Source organism: Pseudactinotalea terrae, from assembly GCF_009733845.1.
Classification (GTDB): Bacteria; Actinomycetota; Actinomycetes; order Actinomycetales; family Beutenbergiaceae; genus Pseudactinotalea; species Pseudactinotalea terrae.
The window spans coordinates 1-15683 of record NZ_WNXZ01000001.1; the positions used below are offsets into that span (position 1 = coordinate 1).

A 15683-nucleotide genomic window follows, 5' to 3' on the forward strand; every position below is an offset into this window, starting at 1 on the left:
CCGACGTCCTGGGCTACTTCGACCGCCCCGGCACCAGCAACGGACCCACCGAGGCGATCAACGGCCGCCTCGAACACCTCCGCGGCTCGGCTCTGGGATTCCGGAACCTGACGAACTACATCGCCCGCTCGCTACTCGAAGCAAGCGGCTTCAGGCCGCGGCTACACCCTCATCTGCGATGAGCCGGATTTGTCTGATCCGAACCTGACCGCCGTCCGTCCGTCGCCGCCTTGACGAGCTCGGCGCTCCGCTCGAGGAAAGAGCCGTCGAGCGTGCCCGGGTAGCCCAGGGCTGCGAGGGTGTATTGCTGCGTCATGACCGTGCCTCCTGGTGGGAAGGTCCGGCAGTACTGGCACATACCAGGCATATGCTGGATATGGCAAAGCCCGAACTTGCATCGATGCAGGTGAAAGGGCCCCATCTGTGAAGTGCCCCCGACTGGATTCGAACCAGCGACCTTCTGCTCCGGAGGCAGACGCTCTATCCACTGAGCTACAGGGGCGTGGTCCGCGGGTATGAAGCCCTGGACCGATCGGCGAGCCTACCAGTGTTGGCGGCCTCGATCGATCGCGCGGCTGCGGCGACACCCGCTCTGGTGACCCCTGCGCCACTAGGATGGCGGGTGCACGCTCACGGCGGCAGATGGAGGCGACGATGAGCCAGAACCCGAACGAGGGCGACGCGCTGAACCAGTGGGAAGACCCGCACGGGCACGAGCCGAAGCCGATCACGGCCGAGCAGCCTGTGATCGACCCGGGCGAGGCTGTCGAGGAAGCAGCCGTCGAGGCACCCGGACAGACCTCCGAGCCCGCCGCCGAGCCTGTTGAGCACGCAGGAGCCGAGAGCGTCGCGGGCCAGCCGCCCGGGGAACCTGCTCCTGAGCAGGCCGGCGGCTTCGGTGCGCCGGCGCAGCCCAGTCCCTGGGGGCCGCCCACGCCCGCTGCCGAGCCGCCGACCGAGGTGATGCCGGCGGGGTCGCCCGAGCAGCCGGTCACGCCCGAGCAGCTGCCCGTACCCGGGGCGCCGGTCAGCGGCAACGAGCAGGTGAACGACGGTGGCCAGCAGCCTGCTCATGACCAGTCGTGGCCCGCGCAGCCTCAACAGCCACCCGTCGGACAGCAGGGACGTGACCAGTCCTCGCAGCAGCCCGAGCAGGGCAGCTGGGGTGAGCCGACGCAGCCGCCCGCTGCGCAGCAGCAGCCTGGCTACCCCCCACAGGGCGCATGGGGTCAACCGACGCAGCAGTCGCCCGGCGAGCAGCCGAGCTACGGCCAGCAGCCCCAAACGCCCCAGCAGCCGAGCTACGGCCAGCAGCCCGGGCCGGCCCAACAACCGGCCTTCGGCTCCGCCTCGGGCGGGTTCGGGAACGCGACCGGAGGATTCGAGCAGGCGCCACCGGCCCACGGGCAGCAGTCGTTCGAGGAGCAGCGGCCCCAGCAGCCTTCGCACGGCCAGCAGCCGCCTGGGCAGCCGAGCTACGGTCAGCAGCCCCATCAGCAGCCGAGCTTCGGTGCCGCGTCGGGTGGGTTCGGGCAGGCCGGCGGCGGGTACCAGCAGCAGGGCCAGCAGCCCTCGCAGGCCGAGACCCCGACCCACCAGTTCGGTCAGCCGCAGGCTTGGCAGCAGCCGTCGTTCGGTCAGTCCTCGCAGCAGCAGCCGATCGGTCAGCCGCAGCCGGGTCAACAGAACCCCTTCGGGCCGCCGCCCTCGTTCGGTCAGCAGCAGGGGCAGGCGGGTGGGCCGGGGCAGTCGTACGGGTCCCAGTCACAGCCTCAGGGCTGGGGCCAGGCGCAGCGCCAGGGAGCCGGCTTCGGTGAGCAACAGCCTTTCGGCGCACCTGGCCAGCAGTTCCCGGGTCAGCAGCGGCAGGGTCAGCAGCGTGGCAACGACACCGGCAAGGTGATCCTCGCCGTCGTGGGTGGTGTGGCGCTGCTCGCCCTCATCATCTTCGTCGTGTGGCAGGTGTTCGGCGGTGACGACGGTGCCGCTGGCGCCGCCGCGACGCAGGTCGCAACGCTGGCGTTCCACGACGCGGCGGGCAGTCTCGGCTCCGTCGGCTCGACGGCGTGAGCGGCGCGCAGCTGTCGATGACGTCACCCTGGTCGCGGTCCACCACCTGGACCGACGGTGAGCTCAGCATCGCCGGCGTCCCGGTGAGCACGCTCGCCGCGAGGTTCGGCACGCCGTCGTACGTCCTCGATGTCGACGACCTCCGCTCCCGGTGTCGCGACGTGGTCACCGCTGCCCACCGGGCGGGGGAGCAGCACGGCATCGAGACCGCGGTGTACTACGCCAGCAAGGCGTTCAGCTCGACGGCGGTGCTCCGCTGGGCTCACGCCGAAGGGCTTCGCGTCGATGTCGCGAGCCTCGGTGAGCTCGCCACCGCGCTGCGCGCCGAGGTGCCGGGCGCGGCGATCGGGCTGCACGGCAACAACAAGTCCGAGGAGGAGATCGATCTCGCGCTCCAGCACGGCGTCGGGCGCATCGTCATCGACTCGATCCCCGAGATCGAGCTGGTCGCCGAGCGGGCTGCCGCCGCCGGCGTGGTCGCACCGGTCATGGTGCGGGTGACGACCGGGGTGCATGCCGGCGGGCACGAGTACATCGCCACGGCCCACGAGGACCAGAAGTTCGGGCTCTCGCTCGCCACCGGTGCGGCTGCCGAGGCCGTCGAGGCCATCCTGCAGACGCCACAGCTGACCCTCCTTGGCCTGCACTCCCACATCGGCAGCCAGATCTTCGCCGCCGACGGCTTCGTCGAGTCCGCGCGGGCGCTGTTCCGCCTCCGCTCGGAGATCGCGGCCGCCAGCGGCGTGCTGCTGCCGGAGCTCGATCTCGGCGGTGGCTTCGGTGTGGCCTACACGCCCGACGACGACGCCCCCGACGTCCCGGCGCTGGTCGCCGAGCTCGTCGCGACCGTGGCACGGGTGGCCGCCGAGACCGGCGAGCCGGCACCGGCGCTCTCGTTCGAACCCGGTCGCTCGCTGGTCGGGCCCGCGATGACGACGCTGTACCGGGTAGGAACGGTCAAGCCCGTGCGGCTGGAGGGGGGCGGCGAACGGCTCTACGTCTCGGTCGACGGCGGCATGAGCGACAACATCCGCACGGTGCTCTACGACGCCACCTACACAGCGGTGCTCGCCTCCCGCACCGCCGACGCCGAGGCGGTGCTCTCGCGCGTGGTCGGCAAGCACTGCGAGAGCGGCGACATCGTGGTCCGCGACGTGATGCTCCCGGCGGACATCCGGCGCGGCGACCTCCTCGCGGTGCCGGTCACCGGTGCGTACGGACGCAGCCTCGCCAGCAACTACAACCAGCTGCCGAGGCCGGGTGTCGTCGCCGTGGGTGACGGCGAGCCACGGGAGATCGTCCGGCGCGAGACGATCGACGACCTGCTCGCGCTCGACGTCGGCTGAGCCCACCCTACGAGCACCGGCTCGTGCCTCCGCGAGGTGGCCCTATCCTGGGTGCCGATGAACCACTCTGAGCCGCCCGCGCGGCTGCGCGTAGGGCTGCTCGGCTGCGGCACGGTCGGCACCGAGGTAGTCCGGTTGCTGCTGACCCACCGGGCCGAGCTCACGCAGCGAGCCGGTGTCGAGCTGGAGCTCAGCGGTATCGCTGTGCGTTCGTTGGACGTCGAGCGAGACCCGGTGATCCCGACCGAGCTGCTGACCACCGACGCCGCTGGCGTGGTCGACGGTTCCGATGTCGTGGTCGAGCTGCTCGCGGGGATCGACCCCGCGCGCGAGCTCTTGGCCCGCGCGCTCGCGGCCGGGACCACGGTCGTGAGTGCGAACAAGGCCGTGCTGGCGACCGACGGTCCTGAGCTCTACGAGAGCGCCGAGGCGAACGGGGCGGGCGTCTTCTTCGAGGCTGCGGTCGCCGGGGCGGTTCCTGTCGTCCGCGGGATCCGGGAGTCGCTGGCCGGTGACCGCGTCACGCGCGTGCTCGGCATCCTCAACGGCACGACCAACTTCATCCTCGACGAGATGACCCGCGAGGGCAGCGACTTCTCCGCCGTGCTCGCCCGAGCACAGGCGCTCGGGTACGCGGAGGCTGACCCGAGCGCCGACGTCGAGGGTCACGACGCCGCCGCCAAGGCGGCGATCCTCGCCTCGCTCGCGTTCCACAGCCGGGTGACGCTGCGCGACGTCCCGACGGCGGGGATCAGCGACATCACCGCCGCTGACATCGCGGCCGCCACCGAGATGGGCTTTGTCATCAAGCTGCTCGCGATCGCCGAGACAGGCCCGGACGGCCTGGCGGTGCGGGTGCATCCTGCGCTCGTGCCGCTGGACCACCCGCTGGCCGGTGTGCACGGCGCGTACAACGCCGTGGTCGTGGACGCCGAGGCGGCCGGCACCTTGATGTTCTACGGCGCCGGTGCCGGTGGGCAGCCGACCGCCAGCGCCGTCCTCGGCGATCTCGTGAGCGCAGCGCGGCTGCACGTCTCGGGGGCCCGGCCGCCTGTCGAGTCCCGGTACGCAGCCCTGCCCGTGGTGGACCCGGCGTCGGTGCACACGCGCTACCTGATCCGGCTCGAGGTCGCCGACCGCGCCGGCGTGCTCGCCGAGATCGCCCGGGTCTTCGCAGCGCACGACGTCTCCCTCGAGACCCTGCGGCAGGTCGCCACCGACGAGGGGGCCGCCAGTCTCGTGCTGGTCTCGCACGGTCAGACCGAGGCCGCGCTCTCTGCTGTGGTCGCCGAGCTCGGCGAGCTGGAACCGGTGCACAGGGTCCTCTCGATCCTGCGTGTGGAAGGACACTGATGGCTACCCCCTGGCGCGGCGTGATCGCCGAGTACTCGGACCGACTCCCGATCGAGCCCGGTGACCCCGTGGTCACGCTCGGTGAGGGCGGAACGCCCCTGCTGGAGTCCCCGGCGCTCTCGGCGCGGACCGGCGCCCGAGTGCACGTCAAGGTCGAGGGTGCGAACCCCACCGGTTCGTTCAAGGATCGCGGCATGACGATGGCGATCAGCAAGGTCGCCGCCACCGACACCGAGATGGTCGTGTGCGCCTCGACCGGCAACACCTCCGCCTCGGCCGCTGCGTACGCGGCGCGCGCCGGCCTCGGCTGCGCCGTGGTGCTCCCGGCCGGCAAGATCGCCGCCGGCAAGCTGGCGCAGGCCGTGGTGCACGGCGCGAAGCTCATCGCCGTCGACGGCAACTTCGACGACTGCCTCCGCATCGTGCGTGAGCTCGCCGAGACCCAGCCCGTGGCGCTGGTCAACTCGGTCAACCCGTTCCGTCTGCAGGGCCAGAAGACCGCGGCCTTCGAGGTGGTCGACGCCCTTGGCGACGCCCCCGACATCCACGTGCTGCCGGTCGGCAACGCGGGGAACATCTCCGCGTACTGGATGGGCTACCGCGAGTACGCCTCGCAGGGACCGGCCACCACGCTGCCCCGTATGTGGGGTGTGCAGGCCGACGGCGCAGCCCCGTTCGTCAAGGGCGAGCCGGTCGAGTTCCCCGAGACGATCGCGACCGCGATCCGGATCGGCAACCCCGCCTCGTGGGATCTCGCGGTCGCGGCGCGGGACGACTCCGGGGGCCGCATCGACGCCGTCAGCGACGCCGAGATCCTCGACGCCCAGGCCCTGCTCGCTCGCGAGCAGGGCGTGTTCGTGGAGCCTGCCTCGGCGGCCAGCATCGCCGGCCTGCTCGCCCGTGCCGAGGCCGGCGAGGTGCCGGCGGATGCCGTCATCGTCTGCACGGTCACCGGCAACGGTCTGAAGGACACCGCGACGGCGCTCGGCAGCCGCGAGGTCGAGCCCGAGGTGGTCGGCCGCGAGCTGGCCGACACCGTGCGGGCACTGGGTCTGTAGGCCACGAGATGGTCCGTCTGATCGCCGACCGCGCGACCGTGCGGGTCCCCGCGACCAGTGCGAACCTCGGCCCGGGCTTCGACGCGTTCGGATTGGCCCTCGGGCTCTACGACGACGTCGAGGTGCGTGCGATCGCCGGTGCCACATCGGTGCACGTCGAGGGGGAGGGGGCCGGCGAGGTCCCCGGTGGCGAGGACCACCTGGTGGTGCGTGCGATCCGTGCGGGCCTGGAGTACGTCGGCGCTCCGCAGGTAGGTCTCGAGCTCCGCTGCACCAACGCGGTCCCACACGGGCGCGGCCTGGGCTCGAGCGCCGCAGCTGTGGTGGCCGGGCTCGTCGCGGCCCGTGCCCTGGTGAGCGAGCCGGGGGGCCTCGACGACGACTCGATCCTCGGCCTGGCCACCGATTTCGAAGGCCATCCCGACAACGCCGCTCCCGCGCTTCTCGGTGCCGCGACGATCGCCTGGATCGATGAGGAAGGCCCTCGAGCCGCGTCGCTGCCCGTGGCGTCGACGCTCTCGGCGACCGTGCTGGTACCGCAGACCAGGCTGTCGACCTCGCGCGCACGAGCCACGCTCCCCGGCCACGTGCCGCACCGTGACGCGGCCCGCAACGCAGGCCGGGCCGGTCTGCTGACGCTCGCGCTCACGCAGCGTCCCGACCTGCTGCTGCCCGCCACCGAGGACAGGCTGCATCAGGAGTACCGCGCGAGCGTGATGCCCGAGACCATCCGCCTGGTCGACCGCCTGCGCGACCACGGCCACGCCGCGGTCGTCTCCGGTGCCGGCCCCAGCGTCCTCGTGCTCCACGAGGGCAAGGGATCACCACAGCTCTACGAGCTCGCCGGGTCGGGATGGCGGCGTCGAGCGCTGGCGATCGGTCGAGGAGTTCAGCTCCTCACCCCCTGATCGCTGCTAGCTCGCCGGCGTGAGCGACGGGGGACTGGCCTCGCTCTCGAGGTGAGCGGCCATCTCGCGCAGGAACGCCACGAGCGGACCCCGGGCCTGGGGCGGTACCCGCTCGGCGATCTCGCGCATTCGCTCGTGCATGCCCGTCAGCCGCTCGCGGACCTGCTCGTGCGCGTGCTCGGTGGGCACGATGACGACCGAACGACGGTCGTGCGGATGAGGCTGCCTCGCGAGGTGCCCGGAGGCGACCAGCCGGTCGAGCAGCTTGGTCGTCGACGCGGTGGAGATCCGCAGGTGGGCGGTGAGATCTCGCGGCGTCAGAGCCAGGCCGTCGCGCTCTGCCGCGATCAGGTGCTGGAGTGCCTGGAGATCGGTGACGTTCATGCCCATCTCGGTGCTCAACCGCCGGCGTAGCGCCTGCTCCGCCCGGCGAAACTCCCGCAGTGCCGTGAGCACGCCCGTGATCGAGTCGGCGTGGTCGTACCAGTAGCCCTCGCCACTCGTCCCGATGTCCCGCTCCGCGTCCACGTCTGAGATGTTACCCTAAGCAAGTTACTAGCCAGGCTAGGTTTTAGTGTTCGCCTGAACCGGGTACCGAGGAGAGAGCGCGGAGATCCTGCGCGGAGGGGAGCAGCTGTGGATCAGCTGGTCGACGACGTCGTCCTGCTCGACGAGATGGCACGACCGGTGGGCACGAGGAGCCGGGCGACCGTCCACGGCGCCCACACCCCGCTGCACCTGGCCTTCTCCTGCTACCTGTTCGATGCTCAGGACAACGTCCTCCTCACCCGCCGCGCGCTCGGCAAGCGCACCTGGCCAGGGGTGTGGACCAACTCCTTCTGCGGGCACCCTCGACCCGGCGAGTCGCTTCCCGACGCGGTCCGCAGGCACGCCGAGCACGAGCTCGGCGCGACCGTCGTCGATCTGGACGTGGTGCTGCCCGAGTTCCGGTACCGCGCGGTCGATGCCTCGGGGGTCGTCGAGAACGAGGTGTGCCCGGTACTCGTGGCGCGCCTGCAGGGACCGGTGACAGCGAACCCCGACGAGGTCATGGAGCTGCGCTGGGTGGAGCCCCGCGAGCTCGGGGCGCTGGTGGCGCTGGCGCCGTGGACGCTGAGCCCGTGGGCGGTCGCGCAGGTCCACGAGATCGCCCAGCTCGACGACGGCTTCCCAGACTCTCTTGACACGGAGAGGAGGCTGGTGGGGTGAGCGCCGCCGATGACGCACTGACGAGCGTGCTCGAGACCGGGCGTGCTCGCGCCGCCGCGCTGGGTCCCAGCTACCAGCTGCTGTGGGACTCGCTGGCCGACGCGTGCACGGGGGGGCGCCGCTTCCGCCCCGCGCTGCTCGCGCGCACGCACGAGGCGCTCGGGGGCCGGCTGGCCGGTCCGGTCGCCGAGGTCGCCGCCGCTGTCGAGCTCCTGCACGCCGCCTTCGTGATTCACGACGACGTGATCGACCGCGACGACATCCGTCGGGGACGCCCCAACGTCTCCGGGACCTTCGCGGCCACCGCGGCCGCGGCCGGGGCCGGGCCCGAGCGCATCCGAGCCTACGCGGACACCGCCGGCATCCTCGCGGGTGACCTGGCGCTCGTGGCGGCGGCCCGCACGGTCGCCTCGTGCGGTGCGCCGGCGTCGATCGTCGAGAGCCTGCTCGACCTGCTCGAGACGACCGTCCACGCCACGGCCGCCGGCGAGCTCGCCGACGTCGAGCTCGGGCTCGGGCTCACGGAGCAGCCGCTGCCGCTCGGCGAGATCATCACCGTCGGCGAGCACAAGACCGCCGTGTACTCCTTCCAGCTCCCGCTGCAGGCCGGTGCGCTGCTCGCCGGCGCCGACGACGACGTCGTCGACGCGCTTCGGGAGGTGGGCAGGCTGCTCGGGATCGGCTTCCAGCTGGTCGATGACCTCAAGGGTGTCTTCGGCGAGCCGGATCGGACCGGCAAGGACCGGCTCGGCGACCTGCGGGAGGGCAAGTACACCGCGCTGATCGCACACGCTCGCTCCACGTCCGCCTGGTCCGCGCTCGCGCCGCTCGTCGGCGACCGGAACCTCGACGAGGCCGGCGCCGCACAGGCGCGCGCGCTGCTGACCAGCTGCGGTTCCCGCCGGTTCGTGCACGAGCTCGCGACCGACTACCTCGCCGCGGCGACCCGACGCGCCGCGGAGGCCGACCTCCCGCTGCGGCTGGTCGAGCGGTTCGCCGAGCTCGGTGAGGAGATCCTCGACGACCTTGATCCGGCACCTCGATCGTCCGCCTCTCGGTCCCGCAGCCATCCTGCCGCGATGAGCATGGACGCATGAGCGCCGTGCGTGGGACCGACACGGAGGTAGACCGCGTGACGACCGACCGCACCAGCGGGGTGCGCAAGCTGGGGGTCACCCTCGCCTACCTGATCTGCCTGGCCGGCACCACCATCGGGGTCGGAGCCTTCGGCGGCACCCCGATCGCCGAGGCCTCCGGCGGAGTGCTGGCCGCCGACGCCACCCATCTCGCACCTGCCTCGCCCGCGTTCTCGATCTGGTCGGTGATCTACCTCGGACTCGGCGCGTACACCCTCTGGCAGTGGTGGGACGGCGACGACCGCCGCCGCATCTCCTGGCTCGCGGTCGCCTCGATGCTCCTCAACGCCGCCTGGATCCTGCTCGTGCAAGCCGCCCAGATCTGGCTCACCGTGGTCGTCATCCTGGCGCTTGTCGCCACCCTCGGCGTGCTGCTGCGACGCGTGGTGGCGATCCCTGCGAGGAGCCGGGTCGAGATGCTGGTGGTCGACGGCACGTTCGGGCTCTACCTCGGCTGGGTCTGCGTGGCCACGTGCGCGAACATCGCCGCAGCCCTGTCAGCCTCCGGTTTCGAGGGCTTCGGTGCTCCCGAGGTGCTGGCGGCCGTGGTGCTGGCGGTCGCGACCGCCGTCGGGATCGCGCTCGCCAGGTTCGGTGGTGGTCGCCTCGCGATCGCGGCCTCGCTCACCTGGGGGCTGGCCTGGATCGGCGTGGCCCGCACGATCGGCCCCGAATCGACACTGACGCTCTGGGCGGCCGTGCTCGCGGCTGGCAGCGTGGCCGTGACCACGCTCGTCGTCAGGCTTCGCCGTCCTCAACCTGCCGCCGACATGTCCGAGGTGGCTGCGTGAACGACGCGCGCCGTCGCGCAGCGTCCTATGACGAGGTCGCGCAGCAGAGTGCGGCGACCGTGATCGCTGGCTACTCCACCTCGTTCGGCTGGGCGACCCGGTTGCTCGGTCAGCCCGTGCGCACCCACGTCCGCAACATCTACGCACTCGTGAGGGTTGCCGACGAGATCGTCGACGACCCGGCGCCCGGTCTCTCGGTGCAGCAGCGCTCCGACATGCTCGCGCACCTCGAGGCGGAGACCATGCGGGTGATCCGAGCCGGGCGCAGCGCGAACCTCGTCGTCCACGCGTTCGGACTCACCGCCCGCAGGTACGGCATCGGCGCGGACCTCCTCGCACCGTTCTTCGGCTCGATGCGAGCCGACCTGACCGAGAACGAGCACGACGACGAGAGCTTCGCGAGCTACGTCCACGGCTCCGCCGAGGTCGTGGGGCTGATGTGCCTGCGGGTGTTCGTCGGGGGGGACGACGCCAGCTACGCGCGGCTCGCACCGGGTGCCGCCCGGCTGGGGGCGGCGTTCCAGAAGGTCAACTTCCTGCGTGACCTCGCGGCCGACCACGACCAGCTGGGTCGCAGCTACTTTCCCGGCATCGACCTGGAGCACCTCACCGATGCCCAGCGTGACGCCCTGCTCGACGACCTCGACGAGGACCTCGCCGCCGCGGCCGGCGTCATCGGGCAGCTGCCGCGCAGCAGCCGCCGCGCCGTCCGCGCCGCCCACGACCTGTTCGCGGCGCTCTCGCGACGGATCCGGCGCACACCTGCTGCCCAGCTCCGCCGTCGACGCATCCGGGTCGGATCGTTCGAGAAGGCCGCGATCCTGGCACGGGCGGCACTGGGAGGTGGCTCGTGACCGCGCCGCGCGGCCGTGCGGTCGTCATCGGCGCCGGCGTGGCCGGCCTGGCGTCGGCGGCCCTGCTGGCGCGCGAGGGCTATCAGGTGGACCTGCTCGAACAGCGAGACGAGGTCGGCGGCCGCGCCGGTTCGTGGTCCCGTGACGGGTTTCGCTTCGACACCGGGCCGTCGTGGTACCTCATGCCGGAGGTCTTCGACCACTTCTTCTCGCTGCTGGGCACCTCGAGCGCCGAGCAGCTGCAGCTCGAGCTGCTGGACCCCGGCTACCGCGTGTTCTTCGAGGGCCGATCGGAGCCGGTGGACCTGCGGGCCGAACGCGCCGACAACGTCGCGCTCTTCGAGTCGCTCCAGGCCGGGGCCGGGGCGGCGCTCGAGACCTACCTCGACTCGGCGCGTCGGACCTACGAGGTCGCGCTGCGGCGCTTCCTCTACACGACGTTCGCCCATCCCGGGTATGCGCTGTCTGCCGACGTGCTCACCCAGCTGCACCGGCTCGTCCCGCAGCTGGCGACGTCGTTGCAGTCCTTCGTCGCAGGCAGGTTCACCGATCCGCGCATCCGGCAGATCCTCGGCTACCCGGCCGTGTTCCTGGGAGCCTCGCCCGATCGGGCGCCCGCGCTGTACCACCTGATGAGCGCCCTCGACCTCGACGACGGCGTGCTGTACCCGCAGGGCGGATTCGCCGGCCTCGTGGACGTGCTGGTCGAGCTTGCGCACCGCGAGGGTGTGCGCGTGCACACCTCGAGCACCGTGACCGAGATCCTCACCGAGGATGCCGGCAAGCGCGGCCGCCGCGCCCGAGCGCGCGGTGTGCGCTACCTCGACGCCGACGGCAGCGATCGAGAGATCGATGCCGACGTCGTCGTGGCCGCCGCGGATCTGCACCACACCGAGACCCGGTTGCTGCCGCGCCGGCTGCAGACCTACCCGCAGTCCTGGTGGGACCGGCGAACGAGCGGGCCGGGAGCGGTTCTCGTCATGCTCGGGGTGCGGGGCGAGCTGCCCGAGCTCGAGCACCACACGCTCTTCTTCACGAGGGACTGGCGGGCGAACTTCGACGCGATCTTCGGCGGCCGCGTCCCGGAGCCGGCGTCGATCTACGTGTGCCGCCCCTCCGCCACCGATGCCGCGGTCGCCCCTGCCGACCACGAGAATCTCTTCATGCTCGTTCCCATCCCCGCCGATCCCGAGATCGGTCACGGCGGTCACGACGGCGCCGGCTCACCGGCCGTCGAGGCGATCGCCGATGCCGCGATCGAGCAGGTCGCCCAGTGGGCCGGCATCGGGGACCTCGCCGACCGGGTGGTGGTGCGGCGCACCATGGGACCAGGGGACTTCGTCGCGGACCTCAACGCCTGGCACGGCGGCATGCTCGGTCCGGCTCACACGCTGCGCCAGAGCGCGATGTTCCGCGCCGGCAACGTCTCGCGACGGGTGGCGGGCCTGTACTACGCCGGTTCGAGCACCATCCCCGGGATCGGGCTGCCGATGTGCTTGATCAGTGCCGAGCTCCTCGTCAAGCGCCTCCGCCGGGACACCTCGGCCGGACCGTTGCGGGCACCGTTGTGAGCGCGGTCCTCTACCTCGCGGCGCTGCTGGTGTCGCTGGCGTGCATGGTCGCGCTGGACGCGCGGTTCCGCCTCGTGCTCTGGAGGCACCCTCGCCGAGCCCTGGGCGTGCTCGCGATCGGCATCGCGTTCTTCCTCCTCTGGGACCTCGCCGCCATCGCGTCCGGTCACTACCGGGCAGGCGAGAGCGATGCCATGACCGGCATCATGCTCGCACCGGAGCTCCCGCTGGAGGAGCTCGTGTTCATCACCTTCCTGTGCTACTTCACCCTCGTCCTGCACCAGCTGGTCCTGGCGGGCCTGCGACGCCGGAGAGCGCGATGACCTACCTGAGCCTGGGCGCGATCTTCCTGCTGCCGGCGCTCGTCGTCGCGATCGTCGTGTGGCGTCGGCGCCGGCCCAGCCGGACCTGGTGGTCGGCGACCGCCGTCTCGGCGCTCGTGCTCGTGGTGCTGACAGCCATCTTCGACAGCGTGATGATCGCGGTGGACCTGTTCCGGTTCGACGAGGCCGCCCTCGTCGGCGTCCGCCTGGGGCTCGCCCCGCTCGAGGACCTCGCCTGGCCGCTCGCCGCGGCGCTGCTGCTGCCGTCGCTGTGGCACCTGCTCGGCGGGGAGGAGGAACGATGACTGCTGTCCGTGCCACGCCGTCGGCCCTCCGCCAGCTGCTGGGGTCCTCGCGGCCGCTGAGCTGGATCAACACGGCCTACCCGTTCGCCGCCGCCTACCTGCTCGCCGGTGGCAGCAGCACGATCGCGCTCGTCATCGGCTCGCTCTACTTCCTCATCCCCTACAACCTCCTGATGTACGGGATCAACGACGTCTTCGACTACGAGTCGGACCTGCGCAACCCCCGCAAGGGCGGCGTCGAGGGGATCGTGCTCAACCGGCGTTGGCACCGGCTCACGCTCGTCACGGCTGTCGCGTCGAACCTGCCCTTCCTCGTGGTGCTGGTGGTGATGGGCTCCCTCGCCTCCGCCGCCGTGCTCGTCGTCGTCGTGCTGGCGGTGGTCGGCTACTCCGCACCGGGCGTGCGTCTCAAGGAGCGCCCGGTCGTGGACTCGATGACCTCGAGCACCCACTTCGTGGGCCCCGCCGTCTTCGGGCTCGTGCTCGCCAGTGGGGATTTCTCCCAGACGGCGATCGCGGCGCTCGTCGCGTTCTTCCTGTGGGGGATGGCCTCGCAGGCGTTCGGTGCCGTGCAGGACATCGTCGCCGATCGGGAGGCGGGCATCGCCTCGGTCGCCACCTGGTTGGGGGCGGCGCGCACGGTGCGTGGCGCGATGCTCGGCTACGCCGCCGCAGGTCTGGTGATGCTGCTCGCGTCCTGGCCGGCACCGCTGGCGGGTCTGCTCGTGGTGCCCTACCTGCTCAGCGTGGCCCCGTTCCGGTCGCTTCCGGACGACCGCTGCGAGGAGGCGAATGCGGGCTGGCGCCGGTTCCTGCGGCTGAACATGCTGACCGGGTTCCTCATCACGATGCTGCTGATCTGGATCGCGGCGGGGCGGTGAACGATGCCTGAGACCTCGACCGGACATGCCGCCGGCGTACGCGTCCACGCGCAGCTGGCACTGCGAGTGGATGGTCCGCCGTGGGCGCGGCGCACCGCGGACGTGGGCAGCGCGCTCGCGGTCCTCAGCCTGCTCGCGGGCCTCTGGTACGGCCCGGTGGCGGTCGCCCTCGTCGCGCTCGTGCTGCTGGGCGTGGTCGTGGTGCGGCTGGTGCCGCTTCCCGGAGCCCTGCAGGCCGTAGGGGTGCTCGCTCTCGTGGCTTCGACCTGGACGGCGCTCCTCGACGGCTACCAGCGGGTGCCCTGGCTCGACGTCGTCGCGCACGCGCTGCTCACCGGTCTGCTCGCGGCGGTCGCGGCCGCGCTGCTCACCGGACCACCGCTGCGACGGCCAGGATCGGCGCCGACGTTGGCCCGGCGGTGGGACGCGGTGCTGGTCACGACCGGGCTCGGCGCACTGCTCGCCGTGATCTGGGAGATCGCCGAGTGGGTGGGCCACACCTACATCGACTCCCGTGTCTTCGTCAGCTACGGCGACACGATCGGAGACCTGGCTGCCGGCCTCGTCGGGTCAGCGGTCGCCGGCCTCCTGCTGGGCCGGATGCTGCGCTCCGGAACGGGAGGCGGTCGGTGAGGGTGAGCGTGGTGATCCCTGTGCGCGACGACGCCGATCAGCTCGCCGGCGCGCTGGCGGCGCTGGCCGAGCAGACCGTCGCGCCGGTCGAGGTGGTCGTCGTGGACAACGCCTCCACCGATCGCTCCGCCGAGGTGGCCACGGCCCACGGTGCGCGGGTCATCCAGGAGCCGGTCCTGGGTATCGCACCGGCCGCGGCGGCCGGTTACGACGCCGCTGTCGGCGAGATCATCGCGCGCCTGGATGCCGACTCCCGGCCACCAGCCCACTGGGTCGAAGGCATCATCGCCGAGCTGGCTCGGCGGCCGGACGCCGTCGCCGTCACCGGCGGCGGCACCTTCTACGACCTCACGCCCCCGCTCGGTGCCGCCGTGTCCCGTCTCTATCTCGGCGCGTACCACCTGCTGGGGTACGCCGCCGTGGCCAACCCCGTGCTGTGGGGCTCGAACATGGCGATGCGCCGCGACGTGTGGTGGCAGGTGCGCGACCGGGTCCACCGCCACGACCCCGAGATCCATGACGACATGGATCTCGCCTTCGCGCTGGGGACCACCACCGTGGTGCGGATCCCCTCCCTGGTCGTGGGTGCCTCGGGGCGCTCGGTCCGCGGCGCCGCCCAGATGCGGCGGCGGTTCCGCCGCGCCTTCCGCACGCTCCGGCTCGGGTGGGCCGGGTCACCGCCCTGGAGTCGCTGGGCGGCGCGGCTACGGAGCGGCGTCGACGGCGGCACTGCCCGGGAACAGGTCTGATCAGACCCGCTCCCACGCGGCCACCGGGCCGGGGACGACATGGAACAACGGGTGGACCTCCGGGGTGAGGCGGTGGGCAGCGGCATGACGCTCCGGGGAGCGGAGCGCGAGCTTCGCCAGCAGGTGCTGCCACTCGCAGGCGATCTGCCCGTCGGTCACCGGGATCGAGGGGACGTCGTCGAGCCTGCGCTCGTCCCGATCCCGCAGTCCGTCCGCGTGCTCGCCATCTGTCGCCGACAGGGCGGGGCGGTCGATCCGCGACCGGTCGAAGCGATAGCCGCGTGAGCTTGCCTCCTCGGCGACCCCCGCGAGATAGGCACCGACGGACAGCAGCGGGTCGGCCTGCTCCCGGAAGCGCACCAGCTGGCTGTGCGAGCGGTAGCCGCGTGTCCGCCCGGCCAGCACCGCTTGCGCCAGCAGCGCCTCCCGCCAGCAGGCGACCAGGCCCTGGCGGTCGAGGTGTCGCGGATGCAGGGACCACAGTCGCACGCCGCGA

The 15683-nt window shown here is 71.9% G+C and carries 18 protein-coding genes and 1 tRNA gene; 16 read left to right on the plus strand and 3 right to left on the minus strand.

Annotated elements, in window-relative coordinates; all coding sequences use genetic code 11:
- Window positions 1-182 (plus strand): transposase (locus GPA03_RS00005; RefSeq protein WP_162458209.1); only part of this gene is annotated, 182 nt, incomplete at its 5' end.
- A 247-nt stretch (window positions 183-429) separates the two neighbouring features.
- Here GPA03_RS00005 and GPA03_RS00010 read toward each other — a convergent pair.
- Window positions 430-502: transfer RNA gene (locus tag GPA03_RS00010), tRNA-Arg, on the minus strand.
- 152 nt (window positions 503-654) lie between these two features.
- On the opposite strand from GPA03_RS00010, the gene GPA03_RS00015 reads away from it, so the two are divergent.
- From GPA03_RS00015 to thrB, 5 genes are read left to right on the plus strand one after another with little or no spacing between them, the layout of a single operon-like run.
- Window positions 655-2070, plus strand: a complete 1416-nt coding sequence (locus tag GPA03_RS00015; protein WP_156249969.1) for a hypothetical protein — start codon at window positions 655-657, stop codon at window positions 2068-2070.
- A gap of 17 nt (window positions 2071-2087) precedes the next feature.
- Complete coding sequence (gene lysA / locus GPA03_RS00020; RefSeq protein ID WP_156249970.1) at window positions 2088-3416, plus strand: diaminopimelate decarboxylase; 1329 nt, start codon at window positions 2088-2090, stop codon at window positions 3414-3416.
- A gap of 57 nt (window positions 3417-3473) precedes the next feature.
- Window positions 3474-4769, plus strand: a complete 1296-nt coding sequence (locus tag GPA03_RS00025) for a homoserine dehydrogenase (protein ID WP_156249971.1) — start codon at window positions 3474-3476, stop codon at window positions 4767-4769.
- On the plus strand, window positions 4769-5827 hold the full coding sequence (thrC, locus tag GPA03_RS00030) for a threonine synthase (protein ID WP_156249972.1): 1059 nt from the start codon (window positions 4769-4771) through the stop codon (window positions 5825-5827). Before GPA03_RS00025 ends, thrC begins: the two co-directional genes overlap by 1 nt.
- Window positions 5828-5835: 8 nt before the next feature.
- Window positions 5836-6735, plus strand: coding sequence for a homoserine kinase (gene thrB, locus GPA03_RS00035; RefSeq protein ID WP_156249973.1), 900 nt, complete (start codon window positions 5836-5838; stop codon window positions 6733-6735).
- A 6-nt stretch (window positions 6736-6741) separates the two neighbouring features.
- Here the strand turns inward: thrB and GPA03_RS00040 are convergent, their stop codons facing one another.
- Window positions 6742-7263 carry a MarR family winged helix-turn-helix transcriptional regulator gene (locus tag GPA03_RS00040; RefSeq protein WP_156249974.1) on the minus strand — a complete coding sequence of 174 codons (522 nt, stop codon included), beginning with the start codon at window positions 7261-7263 and terminating at the stop codon, window positions 6742-6744.
- 108 nt (window positions 7264-7371) lie between these two features.
- Between GPA03_RS00040 and idi the strand changes: the two genes are divergently transcribed.
- From idi to GPA03_RS00090, 10 genes are read left to right on the plus strand one after another with little or no spacing between them, the layout of a single operon-like run.
- A complete protein-coding gene (gene idi, locus GPA03_RS00045; RefSeq protein WP_156249975.1) occupies window positions 7372-7944 on the plus strand; it encodes an isopentenyl-diphosphate Delta-isomerase in 573 nt (190 codons plus the stop codon).
- A complete protein-coding gene (locus GPA03_RS00050) occupies window positions 7941-9041 on the plus strand; it encodes a polyprenyl synthetase family protein (RefSeq protein WP_156249976.1) in 1101 nt (366 codons plus the stop codon). Before idi ends, GPA03_RS00050 begins: the two co-directional genes overlap by 4 nt.
- Complete coding sequence (locus tag GPA03_RS00055) at window positions 9038-9871, plus strand: TspO/MBR family protein (RefSeq protein ID WP_156249977.1); 834 nt, start codon at window positions 9038-9040, stop codon at window positions 9869-9871. The genes GPA03_RS00050 and GPA03_RS00055 overlap by 4 nt, the downstream gene beginning before the upstream one ends.
- Window positions 9868-10725 (plus strand): phytoene/squalene synthase family protein, encoded by an 858-nt coding sequence (locus GPA03_RS00060; protein WP_156249978.1) that lies wholly within the window; start codon window positions 9868-9870, stop codon window positions 10723-10725. Before GPA03_RS00055 ends, GPA03_RS00060 begins: the two co-directional genes overlap by 4 nt.
- Window positions 10722-12296 carry a phytoene desaturase family protein gene (crtI, locus tag GPA03_RS00065; RefSeq protein WP_156249979.1) on the plus strand — a complete coding sequence of 525 codons (1575 nt, stop codon included), beginning with the start codon at window positions 10722-10724 and terminating at the stop codon, window positions 12294-12296. The genes GPA03_RS00060 and crtI overlap by 4 nt, the downstream gene beginning before the upstream one ends.
- Window positions 12293-12619, plus strand: a complete 327-nt coding sequence (locus GPA03_RS00070; protein WP_156249980.1) for a lycopene cyclase domain-containing protein — start codon at window positions 12293-12295, stop codon at window positions 12617-12619. The genes crtI and GPA03_RS00070 overlap by 4 nt, the downstream gene beginning before the upstream one ends.
- Window positions 12616-12924: a lycopene cyclase domain-containing protein gene (locus GPA03_RS00075; protein WP_156249981.1), complete on the plus strand. Its 309-nt coding sequence runs from the start codon at window positions 12616-12618 to the stop codon at window positions 12922-12924. The genes GPA03_RS00070 and GPA03_RS00075 overlap by 4 nt, the downstream gene beginning before the upstream one ends.
- Window positions 12921-13805 carry a prenyltransferase gene (locus GPA03_RS00080; protein ID WP_156249982.1) on the plus strand — a complete coding sequence of 295 codons (885 nt, stop codon included), beginning with the start codon at window positions 12921-12923 and terminating at the stop codon, window positions 13803-13805. The genes GPA03_RS00075 and GPA03_RS00080 overlap by 4 nt, the downstream gene beginning before the upstream one ends.
- A gap of 3 nt (window positions 13806-13808) precedes the next feature.
- The gene (locus GPA03_RS00085) at window positions 13809-14438 is read left to right on the plus strand and encodes a DUF2238 domain-containing protein (protein WP_156249983.1); all 630 of its coding nucleotides are present in this window, start codon (window positions 13809-13811) and stop codon (window positions 14436-14438) included.
- 11 nt (window positions 14439-14449) lie between these two features.
- Window positions 14450-15187 (plus strand): glycosyltransferase family 2 protein, encoded by a 738-nt coding sequence (locus tag GPA03_RS00090; protein WP_241681002.1) that lies wholly within the window; start codon window positions 14450-14452, stop codon window positions 15185-15187.
- Here GPA03_RS00090 and GPA03_RS00095 read toward each other — a convergent pair whose 3' ends face one another.
- On the minus strand, window positions 15188-15676 hold the full coding sequence (locus GPA03_RS00095) for a pyrimidine dimer DNA glycosylase/endonuclease V (protein WP_156249985.1): 489 nt from the start codon (window positions 15674-15676) through the stop codon (window positions 15188-15190).
- Window positions 15677-15683 lie beyond the last annotated feature (7 nt).